The organism is Clavibacter michiganensis (assembly GCF_016907085.1).
Classification (GTDB): domain Bacteria; phylum Actinomycetota; class Actinomycetes; order Actinomycetales; family Microbacteriaceae; genus Clavibacter; species Clavibacter michiganensis_O.
This window is the reverse complement of sequence record NZ_JAFBBJ010000001.1, coordinates 948,090-967,084: the sequence shown is the minus strand read 5'-3', so window position 1 is coordinate 967,084 and position 18,995 is coordinate 948,090. Positions and strand designations below refer to the sequence as shown.

The following is an 18,995-nucleotide window of genomic DNA, read 5'->3' as shown; positions in this document are numbered from 1 at the left end:
GATGAGGGCGATGACCTCCCCTGCCACCCCCGCCCTCCGCCCCGAGCATCCCGTCGCACGGTCGCTGTCCGGCCTGGTGAGCGACTTCGCGCTCGACGTCGTCGGTGACGTGGACGACGTGGAGGTCACGGGCGTCACGCTGTCCTCCGGCGACGTGCAGCCCGGCGACCTCTACGTGGGGCTCCGCGGGGTCCGCGTGCACGGTGCCCGCTTCGCCTCCGACGCGGCGGCGAGCGGCGCGGTCGCGGTGCTGACCGATCCCGACGGGCTGGCCGACGCCCAGGGGTCCGGCCTCCCGGTGATCCTCACCCCCGACCCGCGGGCCGCCCTCGGCGACATCGCCGCGTGGGTCCACCGCTCGGCCGAGAACCCGGCGACGCTGTACGGCGTCACGGGCACCAACGGGAAGACGAGCGTGGTGTACCTGCTCGACGGCCTGCTCCGCCAGCTCGGCGTGGTGACCGGGCTCACGTCCACGGCCGAGCGCCGCATCGGCGAGGAGAGCATCACCAGCCGGCTCACGACGCCCGAGGCGAGCGAGCTGCACGCGCTCCTCGCCCGGATGCGCGAGGCCGAGGTCCGCGCCGTGACGATCGAGGTGTCGGCGCAGGCCCTCACCCGGCATCGGGTCGACGGCCTGGTGTTCGACGTGGCCGCGTTCATCAACCTGAGCCACGACCACCTCGACGACTACGCGGACTTCGAGGAGTACTTCGACGCCAAGGCCGCGTTCTTCGACCCCGACCGCGCGCGCCGCGGCGTCGTCTCGCTCGACACCGAGTGGGGCCAGCGCATCGTCGACGGATCCCGCTTGCCGATGACCACGATCGCCTCGAAGCCCGGCGTCGACGCCGACTGGACCGTCACGGTGCTCGAGCAGACGCCCGACTCCACGGGCTTCCGTCTCGAGGGGCCCGACAACCGCGTGCTCGTCTCCCGCGTGCCCGTCCCCGGCTGGTTCATGGCCGCCAACGCGGGGCTCGCCATCGTGATGCTCGTCGAGTCCGGCTACGACCTCGACGCCGTCGCCCACGTGCTCGACCGCGACGGCGGCATCCAGGCGTACATCCCGGGTCGCGCCGAGCGCGTCTCCGGCGAGACCGGCCCCCTCTTCTTCGTCGACTACGGGCACACGCCCGACGCCTTCGAGCAGACGCTGCAGGCGCTGCGTCCCTTCACGCCCGGCAAGCTCGTGATGGTGTTCGGCGCCGACGGCGACCGCGACACCACGAAGCGCGCCGAGATGGGCGCGATCGCGGCCCGCCTCGCCGACGTCGTGGTCATCACCGACTACCACCCGCGCTACGAGGACCCGGCGTCCATCCGGGCCAGCCTCATCGCGGGCGCGACGGCCGCGGTGCCCGACCGCGAGATCCACGAGGTGCCCGACCCCGCCACGGCGATCCGCACGGCCGTGTCGCTGGTCGGCGAGGGGGACACCATCCTCGTCGCCGGACCCGGGCACGAGGACTACCACGAGGTGGCCGGGCGCAAGATCCCGTTCTCCGCCCGTGACGACGCGCGCGCGGCCCTCCGCGACGCAGGCTGGAGCTGACATGATCGCCCTCACCCTCGCCGAGATCGCCGAGGCGGTCGACGGCCGCCTCCTGCTGCGCGGCGACGCGACCGCGCAGACCGTCGTCGACGGCGTCGTCGACACCGACAGCCGGCTCATCGCGCCCGGCGGGATCTTCGTCGCCAAGCCCGGCGAGGAGACCGACGGCCACCTGTTCGCGCCCGCGGCGGTCGAGGCGGGCGCCGCGCTGCTCCTCGTCGAGCGCGAGCTCGACCTGCCCGTGCCGCAGGTGCTCGTCCCTGACGTCGTCGACGCGCTCGGCCGCCTGGCGCACGAGGTCGTGGCGCGGGTGCGCGCGCTCGGCGACCTGCGGATGGTGGCGGTCACGGGATCCAACGGCAAGACCACCACGAAGAACCTGCTGCACGCGATCCTCTCCACGCAGGGCGAGACCGTGTCGCCCGTCGCGTCCTTCAACAACGAGGTCGGCGCTCCGCTCACCATGCTCAAGGTCACGCGCTCCACGCGGTTCCTCGTGGCGGAGATGGGCGCGAGCGGGCTGGGCGAGATCACGCGGCTCATCCGCATGGCGAAGCCCGACGTCGGCATCGTGCTCACCGTGGGCCTCGCGCACGCGGGCGGCTTCGGCGGCATCGAGCGCACGCTCGTGACGAAGACCGAGATGGTCAAGGACCTCCTGCCCGAGGACACGGCGGTGCTCAACGCGGACGACCCGCGCGTGGCCTCCATGAGCGACAAGACCGAGGCGCCCGTGCTCTGGTTCGGCCGCGACGCCCGCGCCGCCGTCCGCGCGACCGACATCGTCGCGTCCGCCGCCGGCACGACCTTCACGCTGCACCTGCCCGACGGATCCGAGCGGCCCGTCTCGTTCCGCGTGCTCGGCGAGCACCACGTCACCAACGCGCTGGCCGCGGCGGCGGGCGCCTGGGCGCTCGGCGTCGACGGCGACTCCATCGTCTCCGCCCTGCAGACCGTGCAGCGCGCCGAGCGCTGGCGCATGGAGGTGCTCGGCGGCAACGGCGTCACGGTGATCAACGACGCCTACAACGCGAGCCCCGACTCCATGGCCGCCGCCCTCCGCACGCTCGCGCAGATCCGCGGCCCGGAGCAGCGCACGGTCGCGGTGCTCGGCGAGATGAGCGAGCTCGGCGAGTTCTCCGAGGAGGAGCACGACCGCGTGGGCCTGCTCGCTGTGCGCCTCAACATCGGCCAGCTCGTCGTGGTCGGCCGGCCCGCCCGCCGCCTGCACCTCGAGGCCATCGCGCAGGGATCCTGGGACGGCGAGTCGATCTTCGCCGAGGACGCGGCCGAGGCCCGCGAGATCCTCGACCGAATCCTCCGCGACGGCGACCTCGTGCTCGTGAAGTCCTCGAACTCCGCCGGGCTCCGCTTCCTCGGCGACGAGCTGGGGGAGAAGTACTCGTGGTAGCCCTCCTCGGCGCGGGCGCCATCTCGCTCGTCTTCACGCTCTTCCTGACGCCGCTGTTCATCAAGCTGTTCCACCGGCTGCAGTGGGGCCAGTTCATCCGCGACGACGGTCCGCAGTCGCACCACACGAAGCGCGGCACGGCCACGATGGGCGGCATCGTCATCATCCTGGCGAGCGTCATCGGCTACTTCGTGGGGCACCTGCTCACGTGGGACGGGATCCGGTTCGACCCCGTGACGCCGTCGGGCCTGCTCGTGGTGTTCATGATGGTCGGCCTCGGCTTCGTCGGATTCCTCGACGACTACCTGAAGACCCGCAAGCAGCAGTCCCTCGGCCTCGGCGGCTGGCAGAAGATCGCCGGCCAGGTCCTCGTCGCCACCGTGTTCGCCGTGCTCGCCATCACGCTGCGCGACCCGGTGTCGGGACTCACGCCCGCGTCCACCGCCATCAGCCTCTTCCGCGACCTGCCGCTCGACTTCATGGCGCTCGGCGCGGTCGTCGGCACGGGCCTGTTCATCGTCTGGATCTGCCTCATCGTCGCGAGCGCCTCCAACGGCGTGAACGTGGCCGACGGCCTCGACGGCCTCGCGGCCGGCGCGTCGATCTTCTCGATCGGCTCCTACGTCATCATCGGCTTCTGGCAGTTCAACCAGTCGTGCGACAGCGTCTCCAGCTACCAGAACGAGTACCGCTGCTACGAGGTGGCGAGCCCGCTCGACCTCGCGATCATCGCGGCCTCCATCGTCGGCGCGCTCATCGGCTTCCTCTGGTGGAACACCTCGCCCGCGCAGATCTTCATGGGCGACACCGGATCCCTCGGCCTCGGCGGCGCCCTCGCGGCCCTCGCCATCCTCAGCCGCACCGAGCTGCTGCTCGTCTTCATCGGCGGCCTGTTCGTCATCGTTGCGGGCTCGGTGGTGCTGCAGAGGATCTACTTCAAGCTCACGCACGGCAAGCGCATCTTCCTCATGAGCCCGCTGCACCACCACTTCGAGCTCAAGGGCTGGGCGGAGGTCACGGTCGTCGTGCGCTTCTGGATCATCGCCGGCCTGCTGGTGGCGGCGGGCGTCGGCACCTTCTACCTGGAATGGATCACGCAGTAGAGATGACAGACGGCACCTCGGACGGCGGCCGGGCGCTCGCGCGACCCGACTCCCTGCACAGCTGGCACGACGACTGGACCGGCCTGCGCGTCGCCGTCCTCGGCCTCGGCCGCACGGGCTTCTCGGTGGCCGACACCCTGATCGAGCTCGGGGCGGACGTGCTCGTGGTCGCCGCCGACGCGTCGCCCGAGCGGCTGGCGCTGCTCGACGTGATCGGCGGGCGCCTCGTGCGGCCGACCGAGGAGGAGCCCGTCCCCGCGGAGCTCGCGGCCTTCGCGCCCGAGCTCGTGGTCGTCTCGCCGGGCTACGCACCCACCCACCCGCTGCCCGCCTGGGCGACGGAGGCGGGGATCCCGCTGTGGGGCGACATCGAGCTCGCGTGGCGCGTGCGCGACAAGACGGGCACGCCCGCCGAGTGGATCACCATCACCGGCACCAACGGCAAGACCACCACCACGCAGCTCACGGCCGCGCTCCTGCAGGAGGGCGGCGTGCGCGCGGTGCCGTGCGGCAACATCGGCCTGCCCGTGCTCGACGTCGTGCGGCACCCGGACGGCTTCGACGTGCTCGTCGTCGAGCTCTCCAGCCACCAGCTGCACTACATGCGCGAGGTGCGGCCGTACTCGAGCGCCTTCCTCAACCTCGCCGACGACCACCTCGAGTGGCACGGGTCACGTCAGGCGTACGCCGCGGCCAAGGGCCGCGTCTACGCGGACACGCGCGTCGCCTGCGTCTACAACCGCGCCGACCGCGCGACCGAGGACGCCCTCCGCGACGCGGACGTCCAGGACGGCGCGCGCGCCATCGGGTTCGGGCTCGACGCGCCGGGCCCGAGCGACCTCGGCATCGTCGACGGGATCCTCTGCGACCGCGCCTTCCTCGAGGAGCGCTTCACGAGCGCCCTCGAGCTGACGACGCTCGACGAGCTGCGCGCGGTGGGCCTCGCGGCGCCGCACATCGTGCAGAACATCCTGGCCGCGGCGGCGCTCGCCCGGTCCTACGGCGTCTCGCCGGCGGTCGTGCGGCAGGCGCTCCAGCGCTTCGAGCTCGACAGCCACCGCATCGAGCGGATCGGGGAGCGCGACGGCGTCGCGTTCGTCGACGACTCGAAGGCCACCAACCCGCACGCCGCGTCCGCGTCGCTCGCGGCGTTCCCCTCCGTGGTGTGGCTCGTCGGCGGCCTGCTCAAGGGCGTCGAGCTGGACGAGCTGATCCGCGCCCACGCGCCGCGCCTGCGCGCCGCCGTCGTCATCGGCGTCGAGCGCGCCGAGGTGCTCGCGGCATTCGCGCGACACGCGCCCGACGTCACCGTCCTCGAGGTGGCCGAGAGCGACACTGAGGAGGTCATGCGGTCCGCCGTGCGGCTCGCGGCGGGCGTGGCCCGGGAGGGCGACACCGTCCTCCTGGCCCCGGCAGCGGCATCCATGGACCAATTCACCGACTACGCCGATCGCGGAAGCCGATTCCGGGCCGCGGTCGACCACCACCTGGGAGGTGCGGCGGATGACACTGCCCCCGAGAACGACGCGGACCCCTCGCGCGGCTGACGCGCCGGGCCCCCGCGGTCCGCGCACCCCGCAGGCGCACGACCAGGACGCGCAGGAGGGGACGCAGCGCCGCGGACTCGCCGCGCGGATCCACCTCGGCCGCGCCTTCCACGCGGAGAGCGGCTCCTACTTCCTGCTGCTCGGCACGACGCTCTTCCTGGTCGTCTTCGGCCTGGTGATGGTGCTGTCGTCCTCGAGCATCGACTCGTTCGTCGCCGGCGGCGGCTTCTTCGGCATCTTCCTCAAGCAGGGCATGTTCGCGCTCATCGGCGTGCCGCTCATGCTCCTCGTCTCGCTCGTGCCGCCTATGTTCTGGAAGCGCTGGGCCTGGGTGCTGCTGATCGCGGCCAGCGCCGTGCAGCTGCTGGTGTTCGGCCCCATGGGCGTGAAGGTCGGCGAGAACATCGGCTGGATCCGCATCGCCGGCACCACGTTCCAGCCCGCCGAGCTCATCAAGGTGGGCCTCGTGATCTGGCTGGCGTTCATCCTCGCGAGGAAGCGCCACCTGCTGCGCACCTGGCCGCACATCCTCATCCCCGTGCTGCCCGTCGCGGGCGGCGCCGTCGGCCTCGTCGCGCTCGGCGGCGACCTCGGGACCGTGATCATCATGGCGAGCATCGTGCTCGGCGCCCTGTTCTTCGCGGGCATCCCGATCGGCAAGCTGACGCTCATGCTCACGATCGGCTCCGTGCTCGCGGTGCTCATGACCGTGATCAGCGACAGCCGCATGCGCCGCGTCACCGAGTTCCTCACCGGGCAGTGCGACTACGCGGGCGGCTGCTGGCAGTCCACGCACGGCCTGTACGCGCTGGCCGCCGGCGGGATCTTCGGCGTCGGCCTCGGCAACTCGAAGGCCAAGTGGATGTGGCTGCCCGAGGCCGACAACGACTACATCTTCGCGATCATCGGCGAGGAGCTCGGCCTCATCGGCGCGATCGTCGTCATCCTCCTGTTCGTCGTGCTCGCCATCGGCTTCATCCGCGTGATCCGCGCCAACACCGACACGTTCGCGCGCGTCGCCACGGGCGCCGTCATGACCTGGATCATCGTGCAGGCCTTCGTCAACATCGGCGTGGTGCTCAACCTGCTCCCGGTGCTCGGGGTGCCGTTGCCGTTCGTGTCGTCCGGAGGGTCATCGCTCGTGACGACGCTCGTGGCGATGGGCATCGTGCTCGGCTTCGCCCGGAGGCCCACCACCGAGGAGTCGCCCGACGTCATCCCGGCCGTGATCGGCATGCGCTCGTGACCACCTATCTGCTGGCCGGCGGCGGCACCGCGGGGCACGTGAACCCGCTGCTCGCCGTGGCGGACGAGCTGCGCGCGCGCGAGCCGGAGGCGGCGATCCTCGTCCTCGGCACGCGCGAGGGCCTCGAGGCCCGGCTCGTCCCGGCGCGCGGCTACGAGCTCCTCACCATCGCGCGCCTGCCCTTCCCGCGCCGTCCGAACGGGGCCGCGGTGCGCTTCGCCCCCGCATTCGCCCGGGCCGTCGGGCAGATCCGTCGCATGATCGCCGAGCGGGGGATCGACGTGGTCGTCGGCTTCGGCGGCTACGCGGCCGCGCCCGCCTACCTCGCCGCGCGCCGCTCGGGCGTCCCGGTCGTCGTGCACGAGGCGAACGCGTCACCCGGGCTCGCCAACCGGCTCGGGGCCCGCGTCGCGACCGCCGTCGGAATCACGTTCCCCGACACCGCCCTCCCGCGGGCGCAGGCGGTGGGCATGCCGCTGCGCCGCGAGATCGCGACCCTCGACCGCGACGCCGTCCGCGATGCCGCGCGCGCTGAGCTCGGCCTCGACGCCGACCGGCCGACGCTGCTCGTCACGGGCGGATCCACGGGCGCCCGCAGCCTCAACCGCACGATCGTGCAGGTGGCCGAGCGCATCACCGCGACGGGCGCGCAGATCCTGCACATCGTCGGCGGCGCGCAGGACTTCACCGACCCGCACGTCGAGCGCTACCACGTGGTCGGCTACTCCGACCGGATGGAGCTCGCGATCGCGGCGGCCGACCTCGTCGTCTCCCGCGCCGGCGCCGGCGCCCTCTCCGAGCTCACCGCCGTGGGCGTCCCCGCGGTCTACGTCCCGTACCCCGTCGGCAACGGCGAGCAGGCCGTCAACGTCCGCGGCGTGGTCGCGGCGGGCGGCGGGATCGTCGTGGCCGACGCCGACTTCACGCCCGACTGGGTGCTCGCGCACGTCCTCCCGCTCCTGTCCGACCCGGCGGCGCTCGCGCGCATGTCCGAGGCGGCGGCCTCCGTCGGCACGCGCGACGGCGCCGCCCGGATGGCCGCCCTCGTCCGCGACGCCCTCGCCGCCCGACCGTCCCGGCCCGCCGCGCGGCGCTGACCGCCCGCCGCCCGCCCCGCTTCCCACCTCCCGAGGAGACCGCACGTGATCGCACCCGACCTGACCATGGACATCCCGAGCGAGCTCGGCCGCGTCCACTTCGTGGGCATCGGCGGGTCCGGCATGAGCGGCATCGCCCGCCTGTTCCTCGCCGCGGGCCATCGCGTCACCGGATCCGACTCCCGCGACTCCGACGCCGTCCAGGCGCTCCGGGAGCTCGGCGCCGAGATCCACGTCGGCCACGACGCCGCGCACGTGGGCGATGCCGAGGCGCTCGTCGTCACGGGCGCGCTCTGGCAGGACAACCCCGAGTACGTGCTCGCGAAGGAGCGGGGCCTCCCGATCCTCCACCGCTCGCAGGCGCTCGCCTGGCTCATCAGCGGCCAGCGTCTCGTCGCCGTCGCGGGCGCGCACGGCAAGACCACGTCGACCGGCATGATCGTCACCGCGCTCCTCGAGGCGGGCCGCGACCCGTCGTTCGTCAACGGCGGCGTGATCGGCGGGCTCGGCGTCTCGAGCGCCCCCGGATCCGAGGAGCTGTTCGTCGTCGAGGCCGACGAGTCCGACGGCTCGTTCCTCCTCTACGACACGGCCGTCGCGCTCATCACCAACGTCGACGCCGACCACCTCGACCACTACGGCTCGCACGAGGCCTTCGACGACGCGTTCGTGCGCTTCGCGAGCGCGGCATCCGAGCTCGTCGTCATCTCGAGCGACGATCCGGGCGCGCGGCGCGTGACCGCCCGCATCGAGGGCCGCGTCGTCACGTTCGGCGAGGACCCCGCGGCCGACATCCGGATCACCGACATCGTCACCGACGGCCCCGTCGCCTTCACGCTGACCCACGACGGCGTGTCCCGTCGCGCCGCGCTCCGCGTCCCCGGCCGCCACAACGCGATCAACGCCGCGGGCGCGTACGCCGTGCTCGTGGGCCTCGGCGTGGATCCCGACGACGCGATCGCGGGACTCGCCGGCTTCACCGGCACCGGCCGCCGCTTCGAGCTGCACGCGGAGGTCCGCGGCGTGAGCGTCTACGACGACTACGCGCACCACCCCACCGAGGTGCGCGCCGCGCTCGAGGCCGCGCGCACGGTCGTCGGGGGCGGCCGCATCATCGCCGTCCACCAGCCGCACCTCTACAGCCGCACGCAGATGATGGCCGGCGACTTCGCGCGCGTGTACGAGGAGCTCGCCGACCACACCATCGTGCTCGACGTCTTCGGCGCCCGCGAGGACCCGATCCCCGGGGTCACCGGCGCCCTCGTCTCCGAGCGCTTCCAGGACCCGAGCCACGTGGACTACCTGCCCGACTGGCAGCAGGCGGCCGACCGCGCGGCGGAGATCGCGCGCGACGGCGACTTCGTCGTGACACTCAGCTGCGGCGACGTGTACCGGATCATCCCGCAGGTGATCGGCGCGCTCGAGCGCGGCGCCGGATCCCCGCAGCCCGCCGCGTCCGCCCGGCCCCGCGAGTGAAGCGGCCCGAGGGCTTCGACCGGCCCCGGGTCCCGAAGCCGCCGACGCCCGACGCGCCCGTCGAGGGGGCCGACGCCCCCGCCCGTCGCCGCCGCGGATCCGCGCCCGTGACGCCCGCGCCGACGCCGACCCCGACGCCGCCGCCGCCCGCGGCCCCGCGCCCTCGCGCCGCGTGGCGCGACGACGACGAGCCGGACACCGAGCCCATCGTCCTCCCGCACCTCCAGCAGGCGCCGGTGCAGGCCCCGCCCGCGCCGCGCACCGGGCGTGAGGAGGCCGCCGCGCGCACGGGCGGTCTCCTCGGCAGGGTCGGCGTCCGGGCGCGCGGGGCAGCGGAGGCGGCTGCCGCCCCGAAGCCGTTCCGGCGGCGCACGCCGGCGGACGCGGACGGGGAGCCCACGCCCCGGTCCCGCCGCCCCGCCCGCCCCGCGAGCGCGGCCACCGGCGACGCGGAGGCGCGCCGCCAACTGCGCCGCGCCCGCCGCGAGCGGCAGCGCTACGAGCGCCAGGAGGTCCGCCGCTTCACGCAGCGCGCGCGCCGCCGACGCGCCGGGCTCCTCGGCGCGCTCGGAGCCGTGGTGACCCTGGCGATCGTCGTCGGCATCGCCGTGTACTCCCCGCTGCTCGCGCTCCGCACCGTCGAGGTGGAGGGCGCCGACCGCGTCTCGCCCGCGAGCATCCAGGCGGCGCTCGCGGACCAGGTCGGCACGCCGCTGCCGCTCGTCGACCTCGACCGCGTCGGGGAGGAGCTCCGCGCGTTCCCCCTCATCCGCAGCTACAGCACCGAGAGCCGCCCGCCGTCGACGCTCGTGATCCGCATCGTCGAGCGCACGCCCGTCGCCGTGATCCAGTCGGGCGCGGGCTTCGACCTCGTGGATCCCGCGGGCATCACGATCGAGCGGTCCACCGCGCGCCCCGACGGCTACCCGCTCATCGACCTGCCGAGCGCGGACTTCTCGTCCCCGCGCTTCCAGGCCGCCGCCGCCGTGCTGGTCGCGCTGCCCGCGGACTTCCTGCCGCAGGTCGACAGCATCCAGGCGAACACGACCGACGACGTGATGCTCACGCTGCGCAGCGGCAAGAAGGTGCTGTGGGGGAGCGGCGAGCGCTCGGTCGACAAGGCCGAGGTGCTGCAGGCGCTCGTGAAGGCGCGGGGCGACGTCGGCTCGTACGACGTCTCGGCGCCCGACGCGCCCGTCGCCGGCCCCTGATCCCGCCCGGCCTTCGCGACACGCGGCACGGGAGTCGGCGCGCCGACCCCGAGCCCCCTAACGTCGGGATCAGGAAATGCATACTGAGTAAACTCTAAGCCTCCACCGGAGGTCGAAGGTTCTAGCGGAGGCCCGTCGTGTCGAACAACCAGAACTACCTCGCCGTCATCAAGGTCGTCGGCATCGGCGGTGGCGGCGTCAACGCCGTCAACCGCATGATCGAGCTCGGTCTGCGGGGCGTGGAGTTCATCGCGATCAACACCGACGCGCAGGCGCTGCTCATGAGCGACGCGGACGTCAAGCTCGACGTCGGCCGCGAGATCACCCGCGGCCTCGGCGCGGGCGCGGACCCCGAGGTCGGCCGTCGCGCCGCCGAGGACCACGCGGAGGAGATCGAGGAGGCCCTCTCCGGCGCCGACATGGTCTTCGTCACCGCGGGCGAGGGCGGCGGCACCGGAACCGGCGGCGCGCCCGTCGTGGCCCGCATCGCGAAGTCCATCGGCGCGCTCACCATCGGCGTCGTCACGAAGCCCTTCGGCTTCGAGGGCAAGCGCCGCTCGGCCCAGGCCGAGCTCGGCGTCGCGACGCTGAAGAACGAGGTCGACACCCTCATCGTCGTGCCGAACGACCGCCTCCTGGAGATCAGCGACCGCGGCATCAGCATGCTCGAGGCGTTCGCGACCGCCGACCAGGTGCTCCTCGCGGGCGTCCAGGGCATCACCGACCTCATCACGACCCCCGGCCTCATCAACCTCGACTTCGCCGACGTCAAGTCGGTCATGCAGGGCGCCGGATCCGCGCTCATGGGCATCGGCTCGTCCCGCGGCGCCGACCGGTCCATCAAGGCCGCCGAGCTCGCGGTCGCGTCGCCCCTCCTCGAGGCGAGCATCGAGGGCGCCCACGGCGTGCTCCTCTCCATCCAGGGTGGATCCAACCTCGGCATCTTCGAGATCAACGACGCGGCCAAGCTGGTGCAGGAGGCCGTCCACCCCGAGGCGAACATCATCTTCGGCGCGGTCATCGACGACACCCTCGGCGACGAGGTGCGCGTCACCGTCATCGCCGCGGGCTTCGACGGCGGCGAGCCGGCCTCCAAGGTCGAGAACCGCCGCAGCGGCTTCGTCGCCGCCGGCGGGGGAGCGGTCGCCGCTCCCGAGGCCGTCGAGCAGGCGCCGGCCCGCCCGCAGGCCGAGGCGCCCGTCGCGTCCGTCCCCGCGAGCGACCCGACGTTCGAGGACGACGGCGACGACCTGGACATCCCCGACTTCCTGAAGTGACCGACGCTCCGCTGATCGGCGGCGCGCACGCGTCGGACGCCCACCCTGGCGAGGCCCACCCCGGCCTCGCCGAGCGGTGGGCGTCCGTGCAGGCGGACGTCGCCGACGGGATCCGCGCGGCGGGCCGCCAGCCGGACGAGGTGACGACGATCGTCGTCACCAAGTTCCAGCCCGTCTCGCTCCTGCGCGCCCTCGTCGACCTGGGCGTCCGGGACCTCGGCGAGAGCCGCCACCAGGAGGCCCAGGGCAAGGCGGCCGAGCTCGAGGGCACGGGCGTCGCCTGGCACTTCGTGGGCCAGCTCCAGGGCAAGAAGGCCAGGCAGGTCCGCCGCTACGCCTCGGTGATCCACTCCGTCGACCGCCTCTCCCTCGTCGACGCGCTCGCGTCCGACGAGCAGGAGACGCGCGTGTTCCTGCAGGTGAACCTCACGGACGACGCGGGGCGCGGCGGCGTCCCGCCGGCGGAGGCCGAGGCCCTCGCCGAGCACGCGGCGGCCGCCCCCGGCATCCGCGTCCTCGGCGTCATGGCGGTCGCGCCCGACGACGGGGAGCCCCGGCGCGCGTTCGCGCGCCTCCGCGGCATCTCCGACGACGTGCGCCGCATCCTGCCCGAGGCGAGCGCCATCTCCGCCGGCATGTCCGGCGATCTCCACGAGGCGCTCCTCGAGGGCGCGACACACCTTCGGATCGGATCGGCAATCACGGGAAAGCGACCCGGCGGCCCTTAATGTCGACAGTGCGGTCCGGTCGGAGGCCGACCCGGAAAGAGGAATGATGGCCAACCCACTTCGCAAGACCATGGTGTACCTGGGACTCGCCGACGAGGAGCTCGAGTACCAGCAGGGGCAGCAGCCCGCGCAGCAGCAGCAGTCGCCCGTGCAGGCCGTCCCGACGCCCGTCCCCGCTCCCCAGCAGCAGGCGAAGCGCGCACCCGTGACCCCCCTGCACAAGCCCTCGACCACCACAAGGAATGCGGCGCCGGCTGAAATGAACGAGATCCTCACCGTCCACCCCAAGGCCTACAAGGACGCGCAGGTCATCGCCGAGAACTTCCGCGAGGGCGTGCCGGTCATCATCAACCTCTCGCAGATGACGGACGACGACGCGCGTCGCCTCATCGACTTCGCGAGCGGCCTGTCCATCGGCCTCTACGGCAAGATCGAGCGCGTCACGGCGAAGGTCTTCCTCCTGTCGCCGTCGCACGTCGCCGTGTCCGGCGAGCAGTCGGCCACCGAGGCCGAGGTCGAGGCCTCCTTCTTCGGACGCTGATCCACCGAGCCCCGCGATGGCGGGCGTCGACGGGACCTCCCATCGGCGCCCGCCATACTTGTGTCCGTGATCATCGTCAACATCGTCGCCACCGTCCTGTGGTTCGCCCTCCTGGCGTTCATCATCTGCATGTGGGGCCGGTTCGTCCTCGACCTGGTCCAGTCGCTGTCGCGGCAGTGGCGTCCGCGCGGCGCGATGCTCATCGTCGCCGAGGCCTCCTACACGGTCACGGATCCGCCCATCGGCTTCGTCCGTCGCCTCATCCCGCCGCTGCGCCTCGGCCCGGTCGCGCTCGACTTCGGCTGGATGATCACGATGCTCGTGGCGATCATCCTGTTCAACGTCGCCAGCTCCCTGATGCGCTGAGGCGGGTCCGCCGCGTCCGCCGATCCGCGCGCGGGTCCCCGGAGCGACGCGTTCCGCTGATAGCGTTGGGTCGCACGTTGTCCCGAATCCCCGTCCGCTCCTGCGGACCCCGCTCTACGCACAAAAGAGGTGGCAGGCCATGGCTCTCACTCCTGAAGACGTCGTCAACAAGCGTTTCCAGCCGACCAAGTTCCGCGAGGGATACGACCAGGACGAGGTCGACGACTTCCTCGACGAGGTGGTCGTCGAGCTGCGACGCCTCCACCAGGAGAACGAGGAGCTGCGCCAGCGCCTCTCGTCGGGCGACGCCGCCCCGGCCGCGACCACCGTCATCGACACCCCCGCTCCCGCGCCCGCCGCGGTCGAGCAGGCCCCCGTCGTCGTCGAGCCGGAGCCCACCCCGGAGCCCGAGCCGGCCCCCCTCGTCGCCCAGGCGCCCGCCGCCCCGGCCGCCGGCGATGACGACGAGACCTCCAGCACGAGCAGCCTCCTGAAGCTCGCCCGCAAGCTCCACGAGGAGCACGTCCGCGAGGGCGTCGAGAAGCGCGACGCGCTCGTCGCCGAGGCGCACGCCACCGCCGCCCGCATCGCCGCCGAGGCCGAGGCGGAGCAGCGCTCGAAGACCGCCGCCCTGGAGAAGGAGCGCCAGGTCCTCGAGGGCCGCATCGACGAGCTGCGCACGTTCGAGCGCGAGTACCGCACCAAGCTCAAGGGCTACATCGAGGGCCAGCTCCGCGAGCTGGACTCCGCCGGTTCCAGCGAGGCGCCCGCCACCGCCTCGTTCGGCAACTAGCACCGCACCACCCGCGCGCCCGACGGCGGCGCGGGACCCGGCTCCTCGGAGCCACGGGGTCCCGCGTCGCCGTCGTCGTTCGCGCCCCCGCATCCGCGCATCCCGCCCCGCACCGGAAGAGGTCCCCCGATGGAGCACCGCACCATCCCCGTCCCCGACGGGCTCGACGGCCAGCGCGTCGACGCGGGCCTCGCCCGGCTGCTCGGCTTCTCCCGGAGCTTCGCGGCCGAGGTCGCGGAAGCCGGCGGCGTGACGCAGGACGGGCGGGAAGCGGGCAAGTCCGACCGCCTCGTCGGCGGATCCATGCTCGCCGTCAGCTGGCAGCCGCGACAGGAGCCCTCGGTCGTCCCGCTCGCCGTCCCCGACCTCGGCATCGTCCACGACGACGACGACATCGTGGTCGTCGACAAGCCCGTCGGCGTCGCGGCGCACCCGAGCGTCGGCTGGACGGGGCCCACCGTCCTCGGGGCGCTGGCCGCCGCCGGCTTCCGCCTCAGCACCTCGGGCGCGGAGGAGCGGAAGGGCATCGTCCACCGGCTGGACGCGGGCACCAGCGGCCTGATGGTGGTCGCCAAGACCGAGCGCGCGTACACGGAGCTCAAGCGCCAGTTCCACGACCGCGAGGTCGAGAAGATCTACCACGCGGTCGTCCAGGGCCATCCGGATCCGCTCGCGGGCACCATCGACGCGCCCATCGGCCGCCACCCGCGCAGCGACTGGAAGTTCGCGGTCACCGCCGACGGCAAGCCGTCCGTCACGCACTACGAGACGCTCGAGGCGTTCCGCCGCGCGGCGCTGCTCGAGGTGCACCTGGAGACCGGCCGCACCCATCAGATCCGCGTGCACATGGCCGCGCAGCGCCACCCCTGCGCGGGCGACGCGATGTACGGCGCCGACCCGACCCTCTCGGCCCAGCTCGACCTCCACCGGCAGTGGCTGCACGCCATGCGGCTCGAGATCACGCACCCCGCCACGGGCGACCGCGCGTCGTTCTCGAGCACCTACCCGGCCGACCTGCAGCACGCGCTCGACGTCCTGCGCGACTGATCCGCGACACGCCCGAGGGGCCTCCCGGAGCCTGCCTATGATGGCCACACCGTCGATCGACCAGTAGAAGAGACCCGTGCCCCGCAACGACTCGTTCGTCCATCTCCACGTCCACAGCGAGTACTCGATGCTCGACGGGGCGGCCCGCGTCGGCCCGCTCGTGCAGGCCGCCGCCGAGCAGAAGATGCCGGCCGTCGCCATCACCGACCACGGCAACGTGTTCGGCGCGTTCGACTTCTGGAAGCAGGCGAAGGCCGCGGGCGTGAAGCCCATCATCGGCACCGAGGCGTACATCACGCCGGGCACGCACCGCGGCGACCGCACGCGCATCCGGTGGGGCAACGGCGGCCAGGACGACGTCTCCGGATCCGGCGCCTACACGCACCTCACGATGCTCGCTGAGACGACGGAGGGCATGCACAACCTGTTCCGGCTCTCGTCGCGCGCCTCGCTCGAGGGCTACTACTTCAAGCCCCGCATGGACCGCGAGCTCCTCAGCACCTACGCGAAGGGCCTCATCGCCACCACCGGCTGCCCGTCCGGCGAGGTGCAGACGCGCCTCCGCCTCGGCCAGTACGACGAGGCCGTGAAGGCCGCGGCGGACTTCCGCGACATCTTCGGCGCCGAGAACTACTTCTGCGAGGTGATGGACCACGGGCTCGGCATCGAGCGACGGATCATGACCGACCTGCACCGGCTCGCGAAGGACCTCGGCCTCCCGCTCGTCGCTACCAACGACCTGCACTACACGCACGAGCACGACGCGACGAGCCACGCGGCGCTCCTGTGCGTCCAATCCGGCACCACGCTCGACGACCCCAACCGCTTCAAGTTCGACGCCGACGAGTTCTACCTCAAGACCGCGCAGCAGATGCGCCACCTCTTCCGCGACCACGAGGAGGCCTGCGACAACACGCTGCTCATCGCCGAGCGGTGCGACGTGCAGTTCAACGAGTCCGCGAACTACATGCCGCGCTACCCGGTGCCCGAGGGCGAGAGCGAGCAGACCTGGTTCGTCAAGGAGGTCGAGCGCGGCCTCGTGCGCCGCTACCCGCGTGGGTTCTCGGACGACGTGCGCAAGCGCGCCGACTACGAGGTCGGGGTCATCGCGCAGATGGGCTTCCCGGGCTACTTCCTCGTCGTCGCCGACTTCATCAATTGGTCCAAGGAGAACGGGATCCGCGTGGGCCCCGGCCGCGGATCCGGCGCCGGCTCGATGGTCGCGTACGCCATGGGCATCACCGACCTCGACCCGCTGGAGCACGGACTGCTGTTCGAGCGGTTCCTCAACCCCGACCGCGTCTCCATGCCCGACTTCGACGTCGACTTCGACGACCGTCGCCGCGGCGAGGTCATCCGGTACGTGACCGACAAGTACGGCGACGAGCGCGTCGCGCAGATCGTCACCTACGGCACCATCAAGGCCAAGCAGGCGCTGAAGGACTCCAGCCGCGTGCTCGGCTACCCGTTCTCCATGGGCGACAAGCTCACGAAGGCCATGCCGCCCGCGATCATGGGCAAGGACATCCCGCTGTCCGGCATCCTCGACACCGACCACCCGCGCTACCGCGAGGCCGGCGACTTCCGCGAGGTGCTCGCGATGGACCCCGAGGCGCAGAAGGTCTTCGAGACCGCGCAGGGCATCGAGAACCTCAAGCGCCAGTGGGGCGTGCACGCGGCCGGCGTCATCATGTCGAGCGAGCCGCTCATCGACATCATCCCGATCATGAAGCGGGAGCAGGACGGCCAGATCGTCACGCAGTTCGACTACCCCGCGTGCGAGTCGCTCGGCCTCATCAAGATGGACTTCCTGGGGCTGCGCAACCTCACGATCATCGACGACGCGCTCAACAACATCGAGTCCAACCGCGGCGAGAAGCTCGTGCTCGAGGACCTGGGCCTCGACGACCAGGGCGCGTACGACCTGCTCGCCCGCGGCGACACCCTCGGCGTCTTCCAGCTCGACGGCGGTCCCATGCGCTCGCTCCTGCGCATGATGAAGCCCGACAACTTCGAGGACATCTCGGCTGTCATCGCGCTGTACCGGCCGGGCCCCATGGGCGCCAACTCGCACACGAACTACGCGCTGCGGAAGAACGGCCTGCAGGAGATCACCCCGATCCACCCGGAGCTCGAGGAGCCGCTGCGCGAGGTGCTCGGCACCACGCACGGCCTCATCGTGTACCAGGAGCAGGTGATGTCGGTGGCGCAGAAGCTCGCGGGCTTCACGCTCGCGCAGGCCGACCTGCTCCGCCGCGCGATGGGCAAGAAGAAGAAGTCGGAGCTGGACAAGCAGTTCGAGGGCTTCTCGCAGGGCATGAAGGACAACGGCTACTCGATGGCCGCGGTGAAGGCGCTCTGGGACATCCTGCTGCCGTTCTCCGACTACGCGTTCAACAAGGCGCACTCCGCGGCGTACGGCGTCGTGTCGTACTGGACCGCGTACCTCAAGGCCCACTACCCGGCCGAGTACATGGCCGCGCTCCTCACGAGCGTCGGCGACTCCAAGGACAAGATGGCGCTGTACCTCAACGAGTGCCGCCGCATGGGCATCAAGGTGCTGCCGCCGGACGTGAACGAGTCCATCGGCTTCTTCGCGGCAGCGGGAGCGGACATCCGGTTCGGGCTCGGCGCCGTGCGCAACGTCGGCGCGAACGTGGTCGAGGCCCTCCGCGGCGCGCGCACCGAGCAGGGCGCGTTCGAGTCCTTCGACGACTTCCTCAAGAAGGTGCCGCTGCCGGTCGCGAACAAGCGCACCGTGGAGTCGCTCATCAAGGCCGGCGCCTTCGACTCGCTGGGCGACACCCGCCGGGCGCTCCTCGAGGTGCACGAGGGCATGATCGACGCCTCCGTCAGCGACAAGCGCGCGGCCATGAACGGGCAGGTCGGGTTCGACTTCGACAGCCTGTGGGACGAGCCGCAGCACGCGCGCAAGGTGCCCGAGCGGCCGGAGTGGGCGAAGCGCGACAAGCTCGCCTTCGAGCGGGAGATGCTCGGGCTCTACGTCTCCGACCACCCGCTGGCCGGGCTCGAGATCCCGCTGGCGAAGCTCGCCTCGACGGGCATCGCCGAGCTGCTGGCGACCGACGCTTCGATGGACGGCGAGACGGTCACGCTCGCGGGACTGCTCACGAGCGTGCAGCACCGCACCGCGCGGAACTCCGGCAACCAGTACGGCATGGTGCAGCTCGAGGACTTCGGCGGCGAGATCACCTGCATGTTCATGGGCAAGGCGTACCAGGAGTTCGCGCCGGCCCTCCAGAGCGACACCGTCGTGGTGATCCGCGGACGCGTGTCCACGCGCGACGACGGCATGAACATCCACGCCTTCTCGATGTTCCAGCCCGACCTCGGGCAGAGCCTCGGGTCCGGCCCGCTGCTCATCAGCCTCGCGGAGAACCGCGCGACGACGGAGACCGTCATGGGCCTCAACGACGTGCTCATCCGCCACTCGGGCGACACCGAGGTGCGGCTGCAGCTCGTGAAGGGCGATACGGGACGCGTCTTCGAGATCCCGTTCCCGGTCACCGTGAGCGCCGACCTCTACGGGGAGCTGAAGTCGCTGCTCGGGCCGAACTGCCTGGGCTGATCCGGGGA

General features: G+C 72.1%; 15 protein-coding genes. All 15 read left to right on the top strand.

All coding sequences use genetic code 11. The annotated features are described in order from the left end of the window. The first annotated feature begins 10 nt into the window (after positions 1-10). The 15 genes from JOE38_RS04430 to dnaE all read left to right on the top strand — a co-directional run bounded on the left by JOE38_RS04430 (position 11) and on the right by dnaE (position 18,987). Positions 11-1,555 (top strand): Mur ligase family protein, encoded by a 1,545-nt coding sequence (locus tag JOE38_RS04430; RefSeq protein ID WP_204575042.1) that lies wholly within the window; start codon positions 11-13, stop codon positions 1,553-1,555. Position 1,556: 1 nt separating this feature from the next. Beyond that, the gene (locus JOE38_RS04425; RefSeq protein WP_204575041.1) at positions 1,557-2,966 is read left to right on the top strand and encodes a UDP-N-acetylmuramoyl-tripeptide--D-alanyl-D-alanine ligase; all 1,410 of its coding nucleotides are present in this window, start codon (positions 1,557-1,559) and stop codon (positions 2,964-2,966) included. Beyond that, positions 2,960-4,069: a phospho-N-acetylmuramoyl-pentapeptide-transferase gene (gene mraY, locus JOE38_RS04420; protein WP_204575040.1), complete on the top strand. Its 1,110-nt coding sequence runs from the start codon at positions 2,960-2,962 to the stop codon at positions 4,067-4,069. Before JOE38_RS04425 ends, mraY begins: the two co-directional genes overlap by 7 nt. 2 nt (positions 4,070-4,071) lie before the next feature. After that, positions 4,072-5,616: a UDP-N-acetylmuramoyl-L-alanine--D-glutamate ligase gene (gene murD, locus JOE38_RS04415; protein ID WP_204575039.1), complete on the top strand. Its 1,545-nt coding sequence runs from the start codon at positions 4,072-4,074 to the stop codon at positions 5,614-5,616. Beyond that, positions 5,573-6,862 (top strand): putative lipid II flippase FtsW, encoded by a 1,290-nt coding sequence (gene ftsW / locus JOE38_RS04410; RefSeq protein ID WP_204575037.1) that lies wholly within the window; start codon positions 5,573-5,575, stop codon positions 6,860-6,862. Before murD ends, ftsW begins: the two co-directional genes overlap by 44 nt. Next, complete coding sequence (gene murG / locus JOE38_RS04405; protein WP_204575036.1) at positions 6,859-7,959, top strand: undecaprenyldiphospho-muramoylpentapeptide beta-N-acetylglucosaminyltransferase; 1,101 nt, start codon at positions 6,859-6,861, stop codon at positions 7,957-7,959. The genes ftsW and murG overlap by 4 nt, the downstream gene beginning before the upstream one ends. Before the next feature lie 45 nt (positions 7,960-8,004). Further along, positions 8,005-9,435 (top strand): UDP-N-acetylmuramate--L-alanine ligase, encoded by a 1,431-nt coding sequence (murC, locus tag JOE38_RS04400; RefSeq protein ID WP_204575034.1) that lies wholly within the window; start codon positions 8,005-8,007, stop codon positions 9,433-9,435. After that, complete coding sequence (locus JOE38_RS15900; RefSeq protein WP_307838831.1) at positions 9,432-10,646, top strand: FtsQ-type POTRA domain-containing protein; 1,215 nt, start codon at positions 9,432-9,434, stop codon at positions 10,644-10,646. The genes murC and JOE38_RS15900 overlap by 4 nt, the downstream gene beginning before the upstream one ends. 137 nt (positions 10,647-10,783) lie before the next feature. Then, on the top strand, positions 10,784-11,923 hold the full coding sequence (ftsZ, locus tag JOE38_RS04390) for a cell division protein FtsZ (protein ID WP_204575032.1): 1,140 nt from the start codon (positions 10,784-10,786) through the stop codon (positions 11,921-11,923). Next, on the top strand, positions 11,920-12,651 hold the full coding sequence (locus JOE38_RS04385; RefSeq protein WP_204575030.1) for a YggS family pyridoxal phosphate-dependent enzyme: 732 nt from the start codon (positions 11,920-11,922) through the stop codon (positions 12,649-12,651). Before ftsZ ends, JOE38_RS04385 begins: the two co-directional genes overlap by 4 nt. Before the next feature lie 46 nt (positions 12,652-12,697). Next, the gene (locus JOE38_RS04380; RefSeq protein ID WP_204575028.1) at positions 12,698-13,192 is read left to right on the top strand and encodes a cell division protein SepF; all 495 of its coding nucleotides are present in this window, start codon (positions 12,698-12,700) and stop codon (positions 13,190-13,192) included. Positions 13,193-13,258: 66 nt separating this feature from the next. After that, the gene (locus tag JOE38_RS04375; protein ID WP_015490517.1) at positions 13,259-13,558 is read left to right on the top strand and encodes a YggT family protein; all 300 of its coding nucleotides are present in this window, start codon (positions 13,259-13,261) and stop codon (positions 13,556-13,558) included. Positions 13,559-13,697: 139 nt separating this feature from the next. Then, positions 13,698-14,351 (top strand): DivIVA domain-containing protein, encoded by a 654-nt coding sequence (locus JOE38_RS04370; RefSeq protein ID WP_204575026.1) that lies wholly within the window; start codon positions 13,698-13,700, stop codon positions 14,349-14,351. A gap of 129 nt (positions 14,352-14,480) precedes the next feature. Continuing rightward, positions 14,481-15,398 (top strand): RluA family pseudouridine synthase, encoded by a 918-nt coding sequence (locus JOE38_RS04365; RefSeq protein WP_204575025.1) that lies wholly within the window; start codon positions 14,481-14,483, stop codon positions 15,396-15,398. Between the two features lie 127 nt (positions 15,399-15,525). Continuing rightward, the gene (gene dnaE / locus JOE38_RS04360; protein WP_239545055.1) at positions 15,526-18,987 is read left to right on the top strand and encodes a DNA polymerase III subunit alpha; all 3,462 of its coding nucleotides are present in this window, start codon (positions 15,526-15,528) and stop codon (positions 18,985-18,987) included. The last annotated feature ends 8 nt before the right edge of the window (positions 18,988-18,995 follow it).